The organism is Colwellia sp. 6M3 (genome assembly GCF_014077595.1).
GTDB lineage: Bacteria > Pseudomonadota > Gammaproteobacteria > Enterobacterales > Alteromonadaceae > Cognaticolwellia.
In genome coordinates this window covers 19,823-35,858 of record NZ_JACGWF010000020.1, presented here as the reverse complement: position 1 = coordinate 35,858, position 16,036 = coordinate 19,823, and the positions used below count along the sequence as shown (strand labels likewise).

The following is a 16,036-nucleotide window of genomic DNA, read 5'->3' as shown; positions in this document are numbered from 1 at the left end:
CTAAGCTTGTTTGTTGATACACTATTACTCAAGTTAGAAACCTGGGTCCCAGTCAACACAAATTTGTTTATCTTCAGCGCTGATCGAAAGTATAACTTGGTCCATTAAGTAAGGGATTAACCTTTCTTTCTTCCCAAAGCCATCTTTCAGATTAGCTTTAACAACCAGTACGTCGTTAGCGCCTGTTTCCATTATGTCGGAAACATGACCAAGGTCGTAACCTTTGTCAGTAACTACTGCCATGCCGATTAGATCACGCCAATAAAACTCACCCTCGGGTAAGTCTGATAACGCATCTTCGCTAACAAATATTTCTGATCCAACTAGCTTTTGGGCTATATCACGATCATCAATACCTGCAACTTTAACAACAAGACCATTGTTATGTTTGCGCCAATCGGTAATTTCTACTGATTGAACTTTATTTCCTAATTTTAAAGACCAAGGAAAATAGTCTAGTATGGCTTCTTGGTCATCTGTGAATGAATGAATTTTCAACCAACCTTTGATACCGTAGACTGCGCCTACTTTACCTAAAGTGACATCTTTACCTATTACTTCCACAACAAACTCCTAAAACCTACCAAAGTTAATTAAGCTGCTTTTTGAGCATCTTTAACTAATTTGGCCACACGATCAGATACAGTTGCACCTTGACCAACCCAATGGTTGACACGGTCTAAGTCTAAACGTAATTTTTCCGCTTGACCTTGCGCTGTAGGGTTGAAAAAGCCAACTTTCTCGATGAATCGACCATCGCGAGAGTTACGGCTATCTGCAACAACAACCTGATAGAATGGACGCTTCTTTGCGCCGCCACGAGCTAAACGAATGGTAACCATATCGTCCTCTATATAATTTAAGTGTTAAAACGAATTTTCCAGACATTTCCATCGCCTCAGCGACAGAAAAGCTCGCGTATTTTACGCTTTTCTGCTGACAAAGCAACCTAAAGCGAGTATTAGATGAATTATTTCGCAAATTAGTACCGTAATAATCAATATAAAGATATAGTTCAACACCCACACTTTAGTAACTAAGCGCACATCATTTGCGCTGTAATTTGTCTTTTCTGACTGGATAAACGATGACTCAACTCGTAAATAATAGTGCAAAAGGATTAACGCTAGCCATGATCACGGCAATTATGTGGGGAATTTTACCGCTGGCGCTAAAATCTGTTTTGTTACTGATGGATGCTTATACCATTACTTGGTATCGTTTTGTGTTCGCCGCCTTTTTCGTCACCTTATTGTTATGTGCCAAAAATAAGATCCCCAGCTCAGCGCTAAAAAGTGTTAGTAGAATGAAACGACTGTTATTTGCAGCCATACTGCTGAGCTTAAACTACATTTTATATCTGATTTCATTGCATTATATACCAGCAGAAACCGCACAAATGCTAATTCAAATGGCCCCTTTCTTCATGTTACTTGGCAGTGTTGTTGTCTTGAAAGAACATTTTAGCCGTGGCCAAATGGTGGGTTCTTTGGTGCTTATTTCCGGTTTGGTGCTGTTTTTTAATCAGCAGTTTATTAATCATACGGGCCTTGATAATAGTGACTTTTTATTTGGCTTTATGATCATGTTTGGCGCAGCAGTCACTTGGGCGGCTTATGCGATTATTCAAAAGCAGATGTTGGGATATTACAGCTCAAACCAAATTATGTGGTGCATTTACTTATTAAGCTCAGTGTTCTTTTTACCGTTGGCCAGTCCTTCACAAATAACGTCATTAGATAATACGGCTTTGCTCTTGTTATTATTTTGCTGCGCAAACACGTTAATAGCCTATGGCACTTTTGCTAAGTCATTAGAATATTTGCCAACGGCAAAAGTCAGCGCGACTTTAGCCATAACACCACTACTGACTGTTGTTTTTGCTACTATCGCAGAGCAAGTTTGGCCAAACACTTTCCAAGCACAGCATCTAAATATACTCGCTTATATTGGCGCGGGTTTGGTTGTTTGTGGCTCAATGTTAACCGCACTTGGTGACAGAATACTGAATAGAAAAAATATAAACATGGTGAAACACTATTTAGGGTTTAAAAATAATTGCGTTTAGATCAGCTATTATTTAGGTATGCATTGAAACCGATAAACATGCATTCAAATAATTAAATTTAACCGACAGAATGTAAAAAGGTAGCTATTAGCTACCTTTTTTATGTTAAAAAAATCAATGGCGAGTAAATTAACGGCCAAACATACCACCGCCCATTCCGCCACCTGGTGGCATCATGCCCTTCATTGAGCGCATCATTTTTTGCATGCCACCTTTACCTGACATTTTTTTCATCATTTTTTGCATTTGAGTAAATTGTTTCAATAACTTATTTACATCTTGTATTTGCGTGCCTGAACCTGCAGCAATACGACGTTTACGTGAGCCTTTGATCAGTTCAGGACGTTGACGTTCAGCTTTGGTCATAGAATTAATCATCGCTTCCATGCGGATAGTGACTTTATCATCCATTTGCCCTTTTACTTGTTCTGACATATTACCCATACCAGGTAACTTATCCATTAAACCCATCATGCCGCCCATACTTTTCATTTGTACGAGTTGGTCACGAAAATCTTCTAAATCAAAACCTTTACCACTCTTAACTTTTTTAGCTAGCTTTTCGGCTTGCTTACGATCAACTTTTTGTTCTACTTCTTCAATTAAAGACAGTACATCACCCATCCCTAATATGCGTGAAGCTATTCTGTCTGGATGAAAAGGCTCTAGGGCTTCAATTTTCTCACCAACACCCATAAACTTGATTGGCTTGCCAGTAATATGGCGAATAGATAATGCCGCCCCGCCGCGAGCATCACCATCAGTTTTGGTTAAGATAATACCCGTTAATGGTAAGGCGTCATTAAATGCTTTAGCAGTATTGGCAGCATCTTGCCCTGTCATGGCGTCAACCGTGAAAAGCGTTTCAATTGGGTTAATGGCGGCATGTAATTGCTGAATTTCAGCCATCATTTCGCCGTCAATATGCAAACGACCGGCGGTATCCACAATTACCACATCAAAAAAGTTTTTCTTTGCGTGGTCAATTGCAGCATTGGCAATATCAATAGGCTTTTGCTTAATATCACTTGGAAAGAAACCCACATTAATTTCAGTGGCCAACATTTCAAGTTGTTTTATTGCTGCTGGACGATAAACGTCGGCACTAACGACTAATACTTTTTTCTTTTCACGCTCGGTTAAAAATTTAGCTAGTTTAGCAACAGAGGTAGTTTTACCCGCCCCTTGTAAACCCGCCATCAAGACAACAGCTGGTGGTGCAGTTTTTAAGTTAAGGGCTTCATTCACTTCACCCATTGCCGATTCAAGTTCTTTTTGAACTATTTTTACGAAAACTTGCCCTGGCGTTAAACTTTTAGAAACATCTTGCCCTACAGCACTCTCTTTGACTTTAGCAACAAACTCGCGAATAACCGGTAAGGCGACATCAGCTTCTAGCAATGCCATTCGCACTTCACGTAAAGTGTCTTTTATATTGTCGTCAGTTAGACGACCACGGCCACTGATATTTTTTAGTGATTTCGTTAAACGATCGGAAAGATTCTCAAACATAAAGGACTCAAATATTAACTTTGCGCAAAAAATTAGCTCTATTATACCCGTACAATTAATTAGCGAAAGTAGAAGTTATGCTTTTAAAGTAATCACTAAGCTATAAAGAAAGTATAAAACAGATATATCGGTTAATATCACTGTAAAATTTTATGATAAACTGCTGATATTCCGGCTATCTATTATGGGTTCGGTGAACACATAACACCTGTTCTACTTAACGATTACACAACGACTTAAACTGTTGATATAAAATAAACAATAGTTATGGTGTCTGATAGCTATTCTGCTAGAATCGCTGTGTAAACTAGCGGATAAACAGTTTTTCATTTTTTCGGAGCATTTTGTGGAATTTTCAAGTATCACTGCATTTACTGCCTTTGTTTGTTACAGCGTAGCGACGATATCAATTTTATCTCGCTTGTTTCACCCGAAAGGCCCGAATATCATTATTACCTTAATTTTTGCTTCTTTAGCGATTATTTTTCATGTTTTAAGCAGTTCTCAGTTTTTAAATTCTCACAACCACCTTAACTTCTCATTGCCTAATGTCGTCTCTTTAGTCAGTTTAATTATTACTCTTGTTATTTCAGCTGTTGCATTGCGTTTTAAGGTGAATTTATTATTACCGGGTATTTATGGCTTTGCTGGCCTTTGGCAGCTCAGCATGATTTTTATCTCACCGGTGAGTAACTTAGAAATTGTTTCAGATAAAATAGCCATGCTAAGCCATATTACGCTAGCACTTATTGCCTATTGTATCCTTGTAATAGCGACACTATATGCCTTTCAAGTTGCTTATATTAATACCAAATTAAAGAGTAAAAACTTCCAAGCTGTTCATCATTTACCTCCTTTAATGCAAGTAGAACAACAGTTATTTATTATTTTGTTAATGGGTAGTATTTGTTTATTACTGAGCCAAGTTATTGGCTTTATATTTCTCGACGGTATGATTTCAAAAGAAAATGCGCATAAAACAATTTTATCATTAATCGCCTGTGTAATTTATTTCGTCACCTTATGGGGGCATTTTAAATTAGGCTGGCGTGGTCAGCGCGTTCTAACATTAACGGTCATTGCGACCTTTTTACTTACATTGGCTTATTTTGGTAGCCGATTTGTGAAAGAATTTCTCTTATTATAAATTTTAGCGTATAAGTTAACTTTGTATTACTTTTCCGCTCTGGCGCTGTAATACTTATTATCATTAATATATAGGATCCCTTTTGGATAACATCTCTACCGATATGCTGTTTGTCGTGCTCGGCATTCTCATATTTATATCAGCCTATTTCTCAGGCTCTGAAACGGGCATGATGTCGATCAACCGATATCGACTAAAACACTTAGAAAAACAACATCACCGTGGCGCAAAACGGGTAAGTAAGTTACTTGCTAAACCTGATAAATTAATTGGCTTGATATTAATTGGTAATAATCTGGTCAATATCTTTGCGACCCTTATCACGGGTATTATTGCACAACGTTTATATGGCGATGCTGGAGTTTTTTACTCTGGGTTATTACTCACACTCGTTATATTAATATTTGCCGAAATCACACCAAAAACCTTAGCGGCTTTGTATCCAGAAAAAGTCGCTTTTCCAAGCTCATTTATTCTAACGATACTGCTAAAGCTGCTCTACCCTTTCGTTATTGCGGTAAATTGGATCACCAATGGCATATTAGCCATATTAGGCATAAGCTCTGAGCAAAGAGAGCAACACAGCTTGAGCTCTGAAGAATTACGTACAGTGGTTAATGAGTCTGGCGCGTTATTAAAGTCAAAAGATCAAGATATGTTAGTTGGTATTCTTGATTTAGAAAATGTGACTGTTGAAGATATTATGATCCCTCGCAATGAACTCGTCGGCATTGATATCAATAACGAATGGAAACGTATTCAAAAGCAACTCACTCAGTCAAATCATACTCGAGTATTACTATATCGTGACAACATTGACGATGTTGTGGGTTATGTTCATGTGCGTGATGCTTTACGTCTCGTATCGAAAGAACAATTTACCAAAGCGACCTTACTGCGTGCTGTGCGAGAAATTTACTTTATACCTGAGGGTACACCGCTTAATGTGCAACTATTAAAGTTTCAGCATGCAAAAGAGCGTCTCGGTTTAGTTGTAGATGAGTATGGAGATATTCAAGGTTTAGTCACCTTAGAAGATATTCTTGAAGAGATAGTGGGTGACTTTACTACCACCATGACACCTACCACCAGCGACGAAGTTAACATTCAACCTGATGGTAGTTATTTAGTTGATGGTAGCGCAACCGTACGCGACGTGAATAAAGAAATGACGTGGAGCTTTCCTACTGATGGGCCAAAAACTATAAATGGCTTAATATTAGAATACCTTGAGGATATTCCTGAGGCGAATCTAAGCGTAAGAATATCTGGTTATCCGCTTGAGATTATCGAAGTTAAAGACAATATGATCAAAACAGTTAGAATCTTACCCGATTTCTATGACGGTATTAATTCGTAATATTATTGCGTTACTTACCTCTATGAAGGACAGTTCTGATTTAGTATCAGCGCTGTCTTTTTTTTATTCACATCTTCAGCAGAAACACCTCTTTAGCATCTTTAGCATCTTTAACAGTTTTAATACTGCTCCTGATTAGTCATAAAGCTAGCTGATATTTTTTGCTAGCAATACAAAAGCAACGGCTTTGTTAGGGTTATTCGTATAGCTACTCCTATGATTAATCGAAAGATGATGCAGCCGGCCTTAAAACAGTTTAAAAATTATCAGTTCTCTATTCTCTATTCTCTATTCTCTATTCTCTATTCTCTATTCTCTAATAAGGCATTCAAAACAGTGTACAACCTGATCGTAAAGCTTGGCACTGAAAGCATAATGTTAAACAATAAATGTTTTATTGTGGATAGAAATAATTTGATGGGAAGTTAATAACAAAGTTATGCACAGCTTTAGATCTGGGGATTAAGTTTCCACAATTTCTGTGGATAACAATTGCAAGCCCTATTGGAAAGCGACTTTGTATTTTGCAATCAATTTTTAGTAAAAAAAGGAAGTTTTTTATTAAATTTATGTTGCATATTTGCTAGCCCTTATTCACGTTGATTCCCCAAAAAATAATGTTTTTTTTATCAACTTTGGCAAGAACTATGCAGTAATAATTACTCTAATACTGGCTTTAAATTACCATTAGAAATTACTGATTTTGCAAACATCCATTGGGTCAAACGATTATCAAAGTGCTTGCCTTTGAAGTTTGCATTTGCTGATACATATTGGATGTCATATGTAACAGGGGTTCAACAGAAATAGTAATAAGTGTAGTAATTAATTTATAAATGCGTGGTACTGATAAGTTACTTAGAATATAAAAAATTAAGACTTAGCCAAAGAGCCGATATTGATTATAGGTTGTAAGGAAAAGCCAACAGCGAGGAAGTGTCAAAAGTAAGGAACTTAAGAAAGCATATAAAATGGAGGCATTAACTGGCATGCCTCTCATAAAGATAAATATAAATATAAAGCACTAGTCCTCAAAGAATAAGCGCCATAACCAGCCATGATCAAGCTCTTTTTCGCAGCTTTTAAGTTGGCTAGAATAACGTTTAGCACGGCTATCTACTTTTCGGGCAACCTTAGTTAGCCAAGCTTTTTTCTTATAAGTTTTACGCTTAAAGCCACCCCATCCCTCATGATAATTTAGATATTGGTTATAAGCGTCCCATTTAGATACTTTATTAATTTTTTGAGTTTTAAAAATAAACCAACCCATAAAGTCCATTGCATCGTCAAAATCATCGCGATCAGCACCTGAGTTATCTGTTTCTCTGGTGTAATCTTCCCAAGTCATGGTTTTTGCTTGTGAGTAGCCATAGGCGGTACTCACTCTACCCCAAGGTATAAACCCGAGTAAGTAATCTCTAGGAGGCAAAGCACCTGCTTTAAATGAGCTTTCTTGATACATCATACTCATAGGAACATGAATAGGCACTCCCCAGCGCTCGCGCATGTCTTTTGCAGCAAAGTACCATCCTCTATGCTCACGAAATATTTCACAGAGGTTTTCAGGATTTTTTGGTGGACTTGTCGCGCAACTCGATAAGGTTATACAGGCTAACGCAGAAATAATGAAAGTTTTGAAAAAAGTCATGAACGCGGTTACTTAGTGTTGAATTGTTAATATCATGCCAGAATATTTGTTATTTATCATGATAATGTCATCAAATATTCAACTTTTATATCGCAAGATTTTTTACCTTATTTTTTTAGGACAGTTAACAACACCAATAACTTTAGTATTTAGTTACACTATTGACTGGAAATTAATTACTTTATTTTACTGAGTCGCACTTTCTTTATCGTTAGCCTTTTAAACCGATAATGTTTTTTTATTTGAAGCGTCTGGCTTTAAAAACACACCTAGCAATGTAAATAAGTATTTTATTTTTAAATCAGTAAATTAGATATAAAAGAAGAGTGATAAGTATTTAATGGGGAGGCATTTATTGCATCGAAAATTAGCAGATTTAAAATTATTCGTATAAATAATGAACTACGACCGAGTTGGTTGGTCATAATACATGAAAGCGAAACCTCCCTGGACTGCTTTCTTATTATTTCCAGCGCGTTATCTTAACGCGCTTTTTTTTGCCTGCTATTTATCTAATAGATATTCCTGCTTTATCAGCACAAACCTGAATAGAATTAAGCTTAATCAGGAAAAATAATTTTGTAGGAAAGTATCAAAATCAACGTTATCACTTTGCTCTATTTCAGCTTGTTTATTCAGTGAGTCTGCGACTGATTTAATAAAGTATTCCTCATTAAATGCTTGGTAGTCATTACCTAAAAGTTGTTGGCGATAATCTGTTGCCTTTTTAAGTGCCATTTGCGTTAAAGACTGATTATCGTTAACAACAGCAGATAAAATTTGAGCTGAAGGCGTTAAACTAGCGTCATTAATTTTAGCCGCTTCATTTGCAAGCACTTGAGTGTATAAATGACTGTCATTTGCTTCATCTAACAACGTTGCTACACTCGCTAATTTAGCGAAAATTTCATTGCCCCATTGTTTAACAGATTTTTCTATGGCGTTTTCACCCGAGGTGTCACGCAGCAATAACGTTGGATCACGTCCGCGTATAACAATAGCGTCCATGTTTTCTTCGGTAATTTCTTGTGATTTACAATCAAGTATCGAGCTAGGTTCAAGCATACAAAAAGTAAGAAAAACATCTAAAAATCTCACTTGTTCAGTAGTAATACCTGTTGCTGAAAATGGATTAACATCAAGCGCTCTAACTTCAATATATTCAACGCCTCTATTTCTCAAGGCTTCAGATGGTTTTTCGCCAGGTTTAGCAACACACTTAGGTCGAACAGGTGCATACAATTCATTTTCAATTTGTAAAACATTACTGTTAAGTTGTTGGTATTTGCCATCGACTTTAATGCCAATTTTTTCGAATTTCTTTGAGGGTAAATTAATGGCATTTTTTACCCCATCTAAATAACCCGAAAGGTTGTTATAACAAATTTGCAACGAAGATTGTTCGCTATTGGTATAACCTAAATCGCTCATACGTAAAGACGTTGCATGTTCTAGATACAAATAGCCTTTACCGGTTTTTTTAAACGGTAAATCTGTAGGTTTATTTTTTAAAAATGAACCACAAATAGCGGGAGAACTTCCGTATAAGTATGGAATAAGCCAACAAAAGCGTTTGTAGTTTCTCAGTAATGCAAAATATTTATCAGAGATGTAATCATCAAGTACATCACTATTTTGTTCAATTTTTTGCATTGATTGGAAAAAGCTTTTTGGGAATGAAAAGTTAAAATGTATACCTGAAATAACCTGCATCATACTGCCATAGCGATTTTTCAAGCCTTGGCGATATACGGTTTTCATTTTACCAACATTAGATTTACCAAATTGGGCTAAAGGTATTTTATCGTCATCATCAACAAAACAAGGCATGCTCATCGGCCACAGTAACTCGCCATCAAGCTGACTTAAGGTAAATTTTTGTACATCTTCTAATTGGGCAATAACTGTTTCAGGTTTATGGCTAACAGGCGTAATAAATTCCATCAGTGTTTCTGAGTAGTCTGTTGTAATATTAGGATGTGTTAGCGCAGCGCCTAATCGTTCACTGTGACCGCGTTCAGACAAACGTCCTTGTGGCAGCACTCGAAGTGCTTCACGTTCTATACCTCGACCAAATTGGCTTAAAGAAGATTGATGCTTTGGTTCGGTAAAAGCCGAGATATATTCGTTTAGTGATAATGTCAAAATAGTTCCTGATGCGTTACGCCAGCGAGTAACTGTTATTTAAGGGTGAAATGTTAATTTTCAATGGCTACCGTGATTTATTATTAACTAAATTTGCATAATAACGAATCAAAAAATAAGTAAGCGTGAAGTTAAAAGTTGATAACTATCGCTGAACTCAGCACATTACATTGACAAATATACGATATAATACCACTTTTATCTTTATCGACTCAGATATTGACCCGACTTTATCGATCTATATTTCTTTTTTAGCTTTTTTATCGCTCGGTTAGCCAAGCATTAAGTTTATTATTGCCTGAGCTTACGGTAAAGTTAGGGGCTTTTAAGTTATAGCCAAACGATTAAACTTCTCCGACATAAAATAATAATAAAGGTTTACTATGCAAGACAGCGTTTTTAGCTTACTCCCACCACTTGTCGCTATTGTTATTGCAATATGGCGAAAAAACGCTCTTTTCGCCCTGCTATCTGGTGTAGCACTTTGTTATTTAATGACCGTAAATGGCAACCCTATCGAAGGTTTAACGGCTACAGTTTTTGGTATTGGTGGTGTTTTTTCCTCTTTAGGTAACGTTTACATTGTCAGTTTCAGCTTATTAATTGGCGCATTAGTCACCTTAATGAACCAATCAGGCGCGGTGAATGGTTTTATCAATCACCTTGCTTCGTTAAATTTAGTTAAAAATAGCCGACAAGCCAGTATATTACCAACCGTGATTGGTACATCAATTTTTACCGATACAAACTTAAGTATGTTTACCGCTGGCATGGCGAGTCAAAAATTATTTGATCATCATGGAATTAGCCGAGCTAGGCTGGCTTACTTAGTAGATTCAACTTGTGCGCCAATTAGTATTTTATTTTTAGTTAATGGTTGGGGTGCATATGTTTTAGGTTTGTTGGATGGATATTCATTTGATGACCCTGTGGGAATTTTAATTGGCACAATAGGCTATAATTTTTACGCGATCATTGCGGTAGCACTTGCCTATTACACCGCGTTTAGTGGCAAAGTTTTTGGACCATTAAAATACGCTGAATCCGTGATAGAAGATAAACAAAAAACAACTGTAGACCATATTGCTCCAGCCTATATTATGTGGCTTCCTATGCTAACACTCTTGGTGGGTACTTTTATTTTACTGTGGTTTACAGGTGATGGTGATATTCGCCGAGGCTCAGGCTCTTTTTCAGTATTTTGGTCAGTGGTCACAGCCCTAGTCTTTTTAGTGATATTAATTATGCACCGTAAGCTTATGTCACTTACAGTCATCTTTAAAACTATACTTACTGGCATTAAATACATGTCACCTGCGGTTGCAATTTTAGTATTATCTTTTGCATTTGGTGATGCTATTAAAGCCTTAGGCACTGGCGTTTATGTCAGTCAATTAATCAATGTTGAAGTCCCCTTATATTTAATGGCGCCCATTTTATTCGTAGCTGCGGCGATTATGGCATTTGCTACAGGTACATCATGGGGTACGTTTGCCATACTTATTCCTATTGCCGTACCTATTGCTCAACAAAGTGGCTTGCCGATTGAGTTTTTAGTTGCCGCTGTACTCGGCGGTGGTATATTTGGCGACCATGCTTCACCGATTTCAGACACTACCGTTGTTGCGTCTATTGCCAGTGGTTGTGACCATTTTGAACATGTTAAAACGCAATTGCCTTACGCATTGTTTGGCGGTGTTTTAACACTAATAATTTATATACTCATCGGACTCAGTTTTTAATGACAGATCAGCTCATAACGATTGTTGATCACCAAACTGACTTTCTCGTTATTAATAAGCCACAAGGTATGGGTTTTCATGATGAAGAACAAATCGGTAGTGGTTTTTTTTCAAAAATAAAAGCACAACTTAGCAGTCAGTTTTCGCTTACAGAACTTTATCCGGTTCATCGATTAGACAAAATGACATCCGGGCTGATTATTGTTGCCAAAAATAGTGCTACTGCGAGCGCGTTTCAACAGATGTTTGTACAGCATAAAGTAGAAAAATATTACCTTGCTATCGCCGAAGGCAAACCGAATAAAAAACAAGGATTGATTAAGGGCGATATGGAGAAAAGCCGACGCGGTATGTGGAAATTGCTGCGCACAAATAATAACCCAGCAATTAGTCAATTTTTATCTTTTACAATAGCACCAAAACAACGACTTTATTTAATCAAACCGCACTCGGGTAAAACCCACCAAATAAGAGTCGCACTGAATAGCGTTGGCGTGCCAATACTGGGTGATCCACTTTACAACACCAATAGTGTGTCTGATCGAGGTTACCTGCACGCCTTTGCTTTAAAGTTTAGTTTAAATAATCAACAGTTTCAGTATTGTCTGCCGCCAAGTACGGGGACCTTTTTCAGCCATGAAAATACGGTAGAAGCTATTAATAAAATCACATCTCCTTGGCATCTTTCTTGGCCTAGCCTTTAAGTTACACTAAAAATTACCGGTATATAAAACAAGAAAGGGAGCTAATTAGCTCCCTTTTACTTTTCAACGTTAAAAGTTACTCGTTGATAATTTTACAATGAATGCCAAAAAACAATACCAATTGCCGTCGGACAAACAAACTTAGTATACCAAGGCCAAATTTTCCAAAATAATGAATGCTCAACCATATCATTACCTTGCTTTAACTCAGTTAAAATATCATTTCTAAACCAAATCCAACCAACAAATACACAACACAGCATCGCAATGAGCGGTTGACCATAGACAGTGGAGATTGAAATTGCCAAGCCAAACAGTGCATCAAAATTTAAAACAATTAAAGCGCTTAAAATAAAGATACCTAGACCAATAAAGGTGGTAGCTTTTTTCCGCTCAACATTATGACGCTCTACCACAAAAGAAACCGGCCCTTCTAACATTGAAATACTAGACGTTAGCGCCGCAATTGACATTAAAACAAAAAAGCCAAAACCAACAAATAAACCTATAGCTCCCATGCCATCAAATAAGGTTGGCAGCACATCAAAGACTAAATTAGGACCTGAGATTAAACCTCCATCAGCATCGAAAATAGCAACACCTTGAGCTTGGGCAACGTACATTGAAGGAATAATTAATAAGCCGGCTAAAAAAGCGATTGAGACATCAATTAAAGTGACTTGTGCACCAAGTGAGACTAAGTTTTCTTTTTTAGAAATGTAGGAGCCGTAAATCACCATAACACTGGTACCCAGCGATAATGAAAAGAACGCTTGTCCTAATGCACTAATCAATAGGTCTGGTTCAAATACACGTGAAATATCAGGATTTAAGTAAGCTGCAAAGCCTTCTTTTGAACCATCTAATGTGAAGACATAAATGATCATTAAAACCAATAAGCCAATCAACATTGGCATTAAACGTTTCGACCATTTCTCAATACCTTGTTCAACACCGCGTCGAATAATGGATATGGTCAGCAACATAAATAATGCTGTAAAAAGTAAATTACGTCCAATAGACTGAGACGTAAGCCAATTAGATGCTTCATTAAAGCCCATTAAAGAGGTAACAGGCTCAATAGCAAACGACATCATCCATCCAGCGAGTATGCCATAAAAGCTTAAAATTAAAGCCGCACAAATAATACCGCCAAAACCAACGACAAAGGCAAAGCGCTTATGAAAGATATTTCGCGATATTTTTTGTAAGGAAGTCACGGCATTGGCTTGGCCATATCGACCAATTAACAATTCAGCCATAAAGGCTGGGTATGCTAAACAAAATGCTAACACCAAGTAAACCAGTACAAAAGCCGCACCACCGTTACTTGCTGTTTGTGTAGGAAAACCCCATATATTACCCAACCCTACGGCAGAACCCGCAGCAGCCATGATAAAACCTATACGAGAACTGAACGCACCTCTAGAAGCAGCCATTTAAAATCATCATTATTATTATTGAATAAGCTAATTTACTTAAACTGCTAAGAAAAAAACAGCGTTTCTTATGAAAAATCGCCATGAAAGGTGTTTTAATTCATATTTACACCGTAAAGATTTAAGTACTGGTTAAATTACAGTCGAAAGTGAATTTACTTTTATCTATGACTACCAAAGACATTAAAAGCAAAAAAGAGGCTAATGCCTCTTTAAAAAATCTATATATGCAGCGGTCAGCTTTAGTGAAGACCTATTCTTAAACCTTAAACCTTAAACATTTAATCTTTAATCTTTAAAGTTATTAAACTGAAACGACTGTTCTAATTCTGTTTCTCGAAGTAATTGCATCACGGCTTGTAAATCGTCACGTTTTTTACCTGTAACGCGCACTTGCTCACCTTGGATTGAAGCTTGCACTTTTAACTTGCTGTCTTTGATCAGCTTAACCACTTTTTTAGCAACAGGCTGCTCTATGCCTTCTTTGAAAGTGGCCACTTGGCTATAGTTGCGACCCGAACTTTCAATGCTTCCTAATGTTAACGCTTTAGCATCAACCTTTCTTTTGACCAATTGTCCGCGCAGTACGTCTGTCATTTGCTTTAATTGATGATCTGAATCACCCTTCATAGTCACTGCAGGGCTTTTCCATTCAAAGCTTGCTGCAGCGTCACGAAAATCGTAACGAGTTGCAAGTTCACGATTAGCATTTTCAGTCGCGTTTTTTACTTCTTCCAAATTAATTTCGGAAACAATATCCATTGAAGGCATGACAGTTCTCTATCTAAAAAAATTAGGCATATATTATCAATTAATTAGATTTAATTCCATTGGCGATATTTCTAAGGAGTTAACTTTAATTGAGTAATATATTTAAGACTTTAGAACAGTGATAGTTTTCATTGCTGAGCCCTGATATGATAAATATTACTTAACTCTCTAAAGAACAATGACTAACACCTCAATGAAAAGTCGCTATCATTTATCCATTCTAGCTATTATTGTCATACTATTTTTTTGCCTTTACTTTAGCTCTGCCGACTTGAGACGAATCGTTTTTCGTAGCACTGAAATTGATTCAATTGGCCATATCATCAGTTTTTTTTGTTTAACTTGGGTTTTACATAGCATATTGAAATTACCGCTATTTAATACCATGTTAACCGTTGCGTTTTATGGCGTGCTGACCGAATTAGGGCAATATTATTTAGGCTTTCGCAGTGCTCAAGTCAGTGACTTTATTTCTGACTTAATTGGTATTGCTATGTTTGGTATTATTAGGTGGTCTATTCTTATGTATCGCAATCGCTCTAGTCGTAAGTCTCGGTAATGAATGTAGCCGTTATTGGTCAAGGTGCTATTGGGCTTCTCTGGTATCATCACTTATCACAAGCAACTAATAACTTAGTTAGCTTACACTGTTCTTCAAGCGTCACATCTGTGCCTAAGAGTTATGAATTTACAGATATTAACCAAAAGTACGCTAAATTTTCATTAAATATCGCCGACGATAACGCGTTAACTGGCGCTGATGTAATATTACTTTGCGTAAAGTCTTATCAGGTAAATGCGGCAATATTTGCCCTAAAAAATAAAATATCAACTAAAGCAATAATCATTTTTTGCCATAACGGCCTAGGAGCATTCAATGATTTTTCAGCACTTGAGCAACCGTGTTTAGCATTATTAACCACGCATGGCTGTAAAATAAACCAGCCTTTTCATGCACAACACACTGGCTTAGGGCACAGTGATTTAGGCCTTATCAATGGCAATATTTCCAATGCCGACCGCAACAATATAACTTCAACATTCATGCACGCTTTACCAACACTGACTTATTCCGATAATATAAAAGAAAAGCAATGGCTTAAGTTAGCAATTAATTGTGTAATAAACCCAATCACGGCATTAGAAAACATCGACAATGGTCAACTCATCAATGATAAGTTCCAAGTAAAAATAACAGCTTTAATACTTGAAATTATTGCCATTGCTGCTTTTGAAAATATAGAATTTAACTTTGATGCATTACGAGAAAAAATCATGGCTGTGGCTCAAAGTACCGCACAAAACTGCTCATCAATGCGCAGTGATATACTAAATAAACGAAAAACAGAAATTGATTATATTAATGGCTATATTGTCAAAGTAGCAAACAGAATGAATTTTTCAGTTCCAGAAAATGAAAAGCTACTGCGTGAGATTAAAGCGTTAGAAGCGTAGCAATAACTATTTTTTGATATAAAAAAAGCCCTACAACAGATGTTA

The 16,036-nt window shown here is 36.8% G+C and carries 14 protein-coding genes; 7 read left to right on the top strand and 7 right to left on the bottom strand.

Annotated features, from left to right (window positions below; translation table 11 throughout):
- Window positions 1-33: 33 nt before the first annotated feature.
- Together rimM and rpsP are read right to left on the bottom strand one after the other, a co-directional pair.
- Entirely contained in the window at window positions 34-564 is a 531-nt protein-coding gene (gene rimM, locus H4J50_RS06485; RefSeq protein WP_404842747.1) for a ribosome maturation factor RimM, read from the bottom strand.
- A gap of 29 nt (window positions 565-593) precedes the next feature.
- Window positions 594-842: a 30S ribosomal protein S16 gene (rpsP, locus tag H4J50_RS06480; RefSeq protein WP_077286254.1), complete on the bottom strand. Its 249-nt coding sequence runs from the start codon at window positions 840-842 to the stop codon at window positions 594-596.
- A 245-nt stretch (window positions 843-1,087) separates the two neighbouring features.
- Here rpsP and H4J50_RS06475 point away from each other — a divergent pair, with 245 nt between their 5' ends.
- A complete protein-coding gene (locus H4J50_RS06475) occupies window positions 1,088-2,068 on the top strand; it encodes a DMT family transporter (protein ID WP_182255204.1) in 981 nt (326 codons plus the stop codon).
- A 129-nt stretch (window positions 2,069-2,197) separates the two neighbouring features.
- Here H4J50_RS06475 and ffh read toward each other — a convergent pair whose 3' ends face one another.
- Window positions 2,198-3,580 (bottom strand): signal recognition particle protein, encoded by a 1,383-nt coding sequence (gene ffh, locus H4J50_RS06470; RefSeq protein WP_182255202.1) that lies wholly within the window; start codon window positions 3,578-3,580, stop codon window positions 2,198-2,200.
- Window positions 3,581-3,926: 346 nt separating this feature from the next.
- Between ffh and H4J50_RS06465 the strand changes: the two genes are divergently transcribed.
- Both H4J50_RS06465 and H4J50_RS06460 read left to right on the top strand, forming a co-directional pair.
- A complete protein-coding gene (locus tag H4J50_RS06465; protein WP_182255200.1) occupies window positions 3,927-4,727 on the top strand; it encodes a cytochrome c biogenesis protein CcsA in 801 nt (266 codons plus the stop codon).
- Window positions 4,728-4,809: 82 nt separating this feature from the next.
- Entirely contained in the window at window positions 4,810-6,087 is a 1,278-nt protein-coding gene (locus tag H4J50_RS06460) for an HlyC/CorC family transporter (RefSeq protein WP_108457171.1), read from the top strand.
- Window positions 6,088-7,111: 1,024 nt separating this feature from the next.
- Here H4J50_RS06460 and H4J50_RS06455 read toward each other — a convergent pair.
- Together H4J50_RS06455 and gshA are read right to left on the bottom strand one after the other, a co-directional pair.
- On the bottom strand, window positions 7,112-7,735 hold the full coding sequence (locus H4J50_RS06455) for a hypothetical protein (protein WP_182255198.1): 624 nt from the start codon (window positions 7,733-7,735) through the stop codon (window positions 7,112-7,114).
- A 564-nt stretch (window positions 7,736-8,299) separates the two neighbouring features.
- On the bottom strand, window positions 8,300-9,880 hold the full coding sequence (gshA, locus tag H4J50_RS06450) for a glutamate--cysteine ligase (RefSeq protein ID WP_108457173.1): 1,581 nt from the start codon (window positions 9,878-9,880) through the stop codon (window positions 8,300-8,302).
- 383 nt (window positions 9,881-10,263) lie between these two features.
- Between gshA and H4J50_RS06445 the strand changes: the two genes are divergently transcribed.
- A complete protein-coding gene (locus H4J50_RS06445) occupies window positions 10,264-11,622 on the top strand; it encodes a Na+/H+ antiporter NhaC family protein (protein ID WP_182255196.1) in 1,359 nt (452 codons plus the stop codon).
- Window positions 11,622-12,326, top strand: a complete 705-nt coding sequence (locus H4J50_RS06440; RefSeq protein ID WP_182255194.1) for a TIGR01621 family pseudouridine synthase — start codon at window positions 11,622-11,624, stop codon at window positions 12,324-12,326. Before H4J50_RS06445 ends, H4J50_RS06440 begins: the two co-directional genes overlap by 1 nt.
- Window positions 12,327-12,418: 92 nt before the next feature.
- Here the strand turns inward: H4J50_RS06440 and H4J50_RS06435 are convergent, their stop codons facing one another.
- Both H4J50_RS06435 and H4J50_RS06430 read right to left on the bottom strand, forming a co-directional pair.
- A complete protein-coding gene (locus H4J50_RS06435) occupies window positions 12,419-13,765 on the bottom strand; it encodes a sodium-dependent transporter (RefSeq protein WP_108457176.1) in 1,347 nt (448 codons plus the stop codon).
- 288 nt (window positions 13,766-14,053) lie between these two features.
- The gene (locus H4J50_RS06430; RefSeq protein ID WP_108457177.1) at window positions 14,054-14,536 is read right to left on the bottom strand and encodes a YajQ family cyclic di-GMP-binding protein; all 483 of its coding nucleotides are present in this window, start codon (window positions 14,534-14,536) and stop codon (window positions 14,054-14,056) included.
- Window positions 14,537-14,714: 178 nt separating this feature from the next.
- Between H4J50_RS06430 and H4J50_RS06425 the strand changes: the two genes are divergently transcribed.
- Together H4J50_RS06425 and H4J50_RS06420 are read left to right on the top strand one after the other, a co-directional pair.
- Window positions 14,715-15,095: a VanZ family protein gene (locus tag H4J50_RS06425; RefSeq protein ID WP_182255192.1), complete on the top strand. Its 381-nt coding sequence runs from the start codon at window positions 14,715-14,717 to the stop codon at window positions 15,093-15,095.
- Complete coding sequence (locus H4J50_RS06420) at window positions 15,095-15,991, top strand: ketopantoate reductase family protein (RefSeq protein ID WP_182255190.1); 897 nt, start codon at window positions 15,095-15,097, stop codon at window positions 15,989-15,991. The genes H4J50_RS06425 and H4J50_RS06420 overlap by 1 nt, the downstream gene beginning before the upstream one ends.
- The last annotated feature ends 45 nt before the right edge of the window (window positions 15,992-16,036 follow it).

Excerpts from the sequence above, each read along its gene's own strand:
- rpsP (WP_077286254.1), bottom strand. The coding sequence starts at position 842 with ATGGTTACCATTCGTTTAGCTCGTGGCGGCGCAAAGAAGCGTCCATTC.
- H4J50_RS06475 (WP_182255204.1), top strand. The coding sequence starts at position 1,088 with ATGACTCAACTCGTAAATAATAGTGCAAAAGGATTAACGCTAGCCATG.
- ffh (WP_182255202.1), bottom strand. The coding sequence starts at position 3,580 with ATGTTTGAGAATCTTTCCGATCGTTTAACGAAATCACTAAAAAATATC.
- H4J50_RS06455 (WP_182255198.1), bottom strand. The coding sequence starts at position 7,735 with ATGACTTTTTTCAAAACTTTCATTATTTCTGCGTTAGCCTGTATAACC.
- H4J50_RS06445 (WP_182255196.1), top strand. The coding sequence starts at position 10,264 with ATGCAAGACAGCGTTTTTAGCTTACTCCCACCACTTGTCGCTATTGTT.
- H4J50_RS06440 (WP_182255194.1), top strand. The coding sequence starts at position 11,622 with ATGACAGATCAGCTCATAACGATTGTTGATCACCAAACTGACTTTCTC.
- H4J50_RS06435 (WP_108457176.1), bottom strand. The coding sequence starts at position 13,765 with ATGGCTGCTTCTAGAGGTGCGTTCAGTTCTCGTATAGGTTTTATCATG.
- H4J50_RS06430 (WP_108457177.1), bottom strand. The coding sequence starts at position 14,536 with ATGCCTTCAATGGATATTGTTTCCGAAATTAATTTGGAAGAAGTAAAA.
- H4J50_RS06425 (WP_182255192.1), top strand. The coding sequence starts at position 14,715 with ATGACTAACACCTCAATGAAAAGTCGCTATCATTTATCCATTCTAGCT.
- H4J50_RS06420 (WP_182255190.1), top strand. The coding sequence starts at position 15,095 with ATGAATGTAGCCGTTATTGGTCAAGGTGCTATTGGGCTTCTCTGGTAT.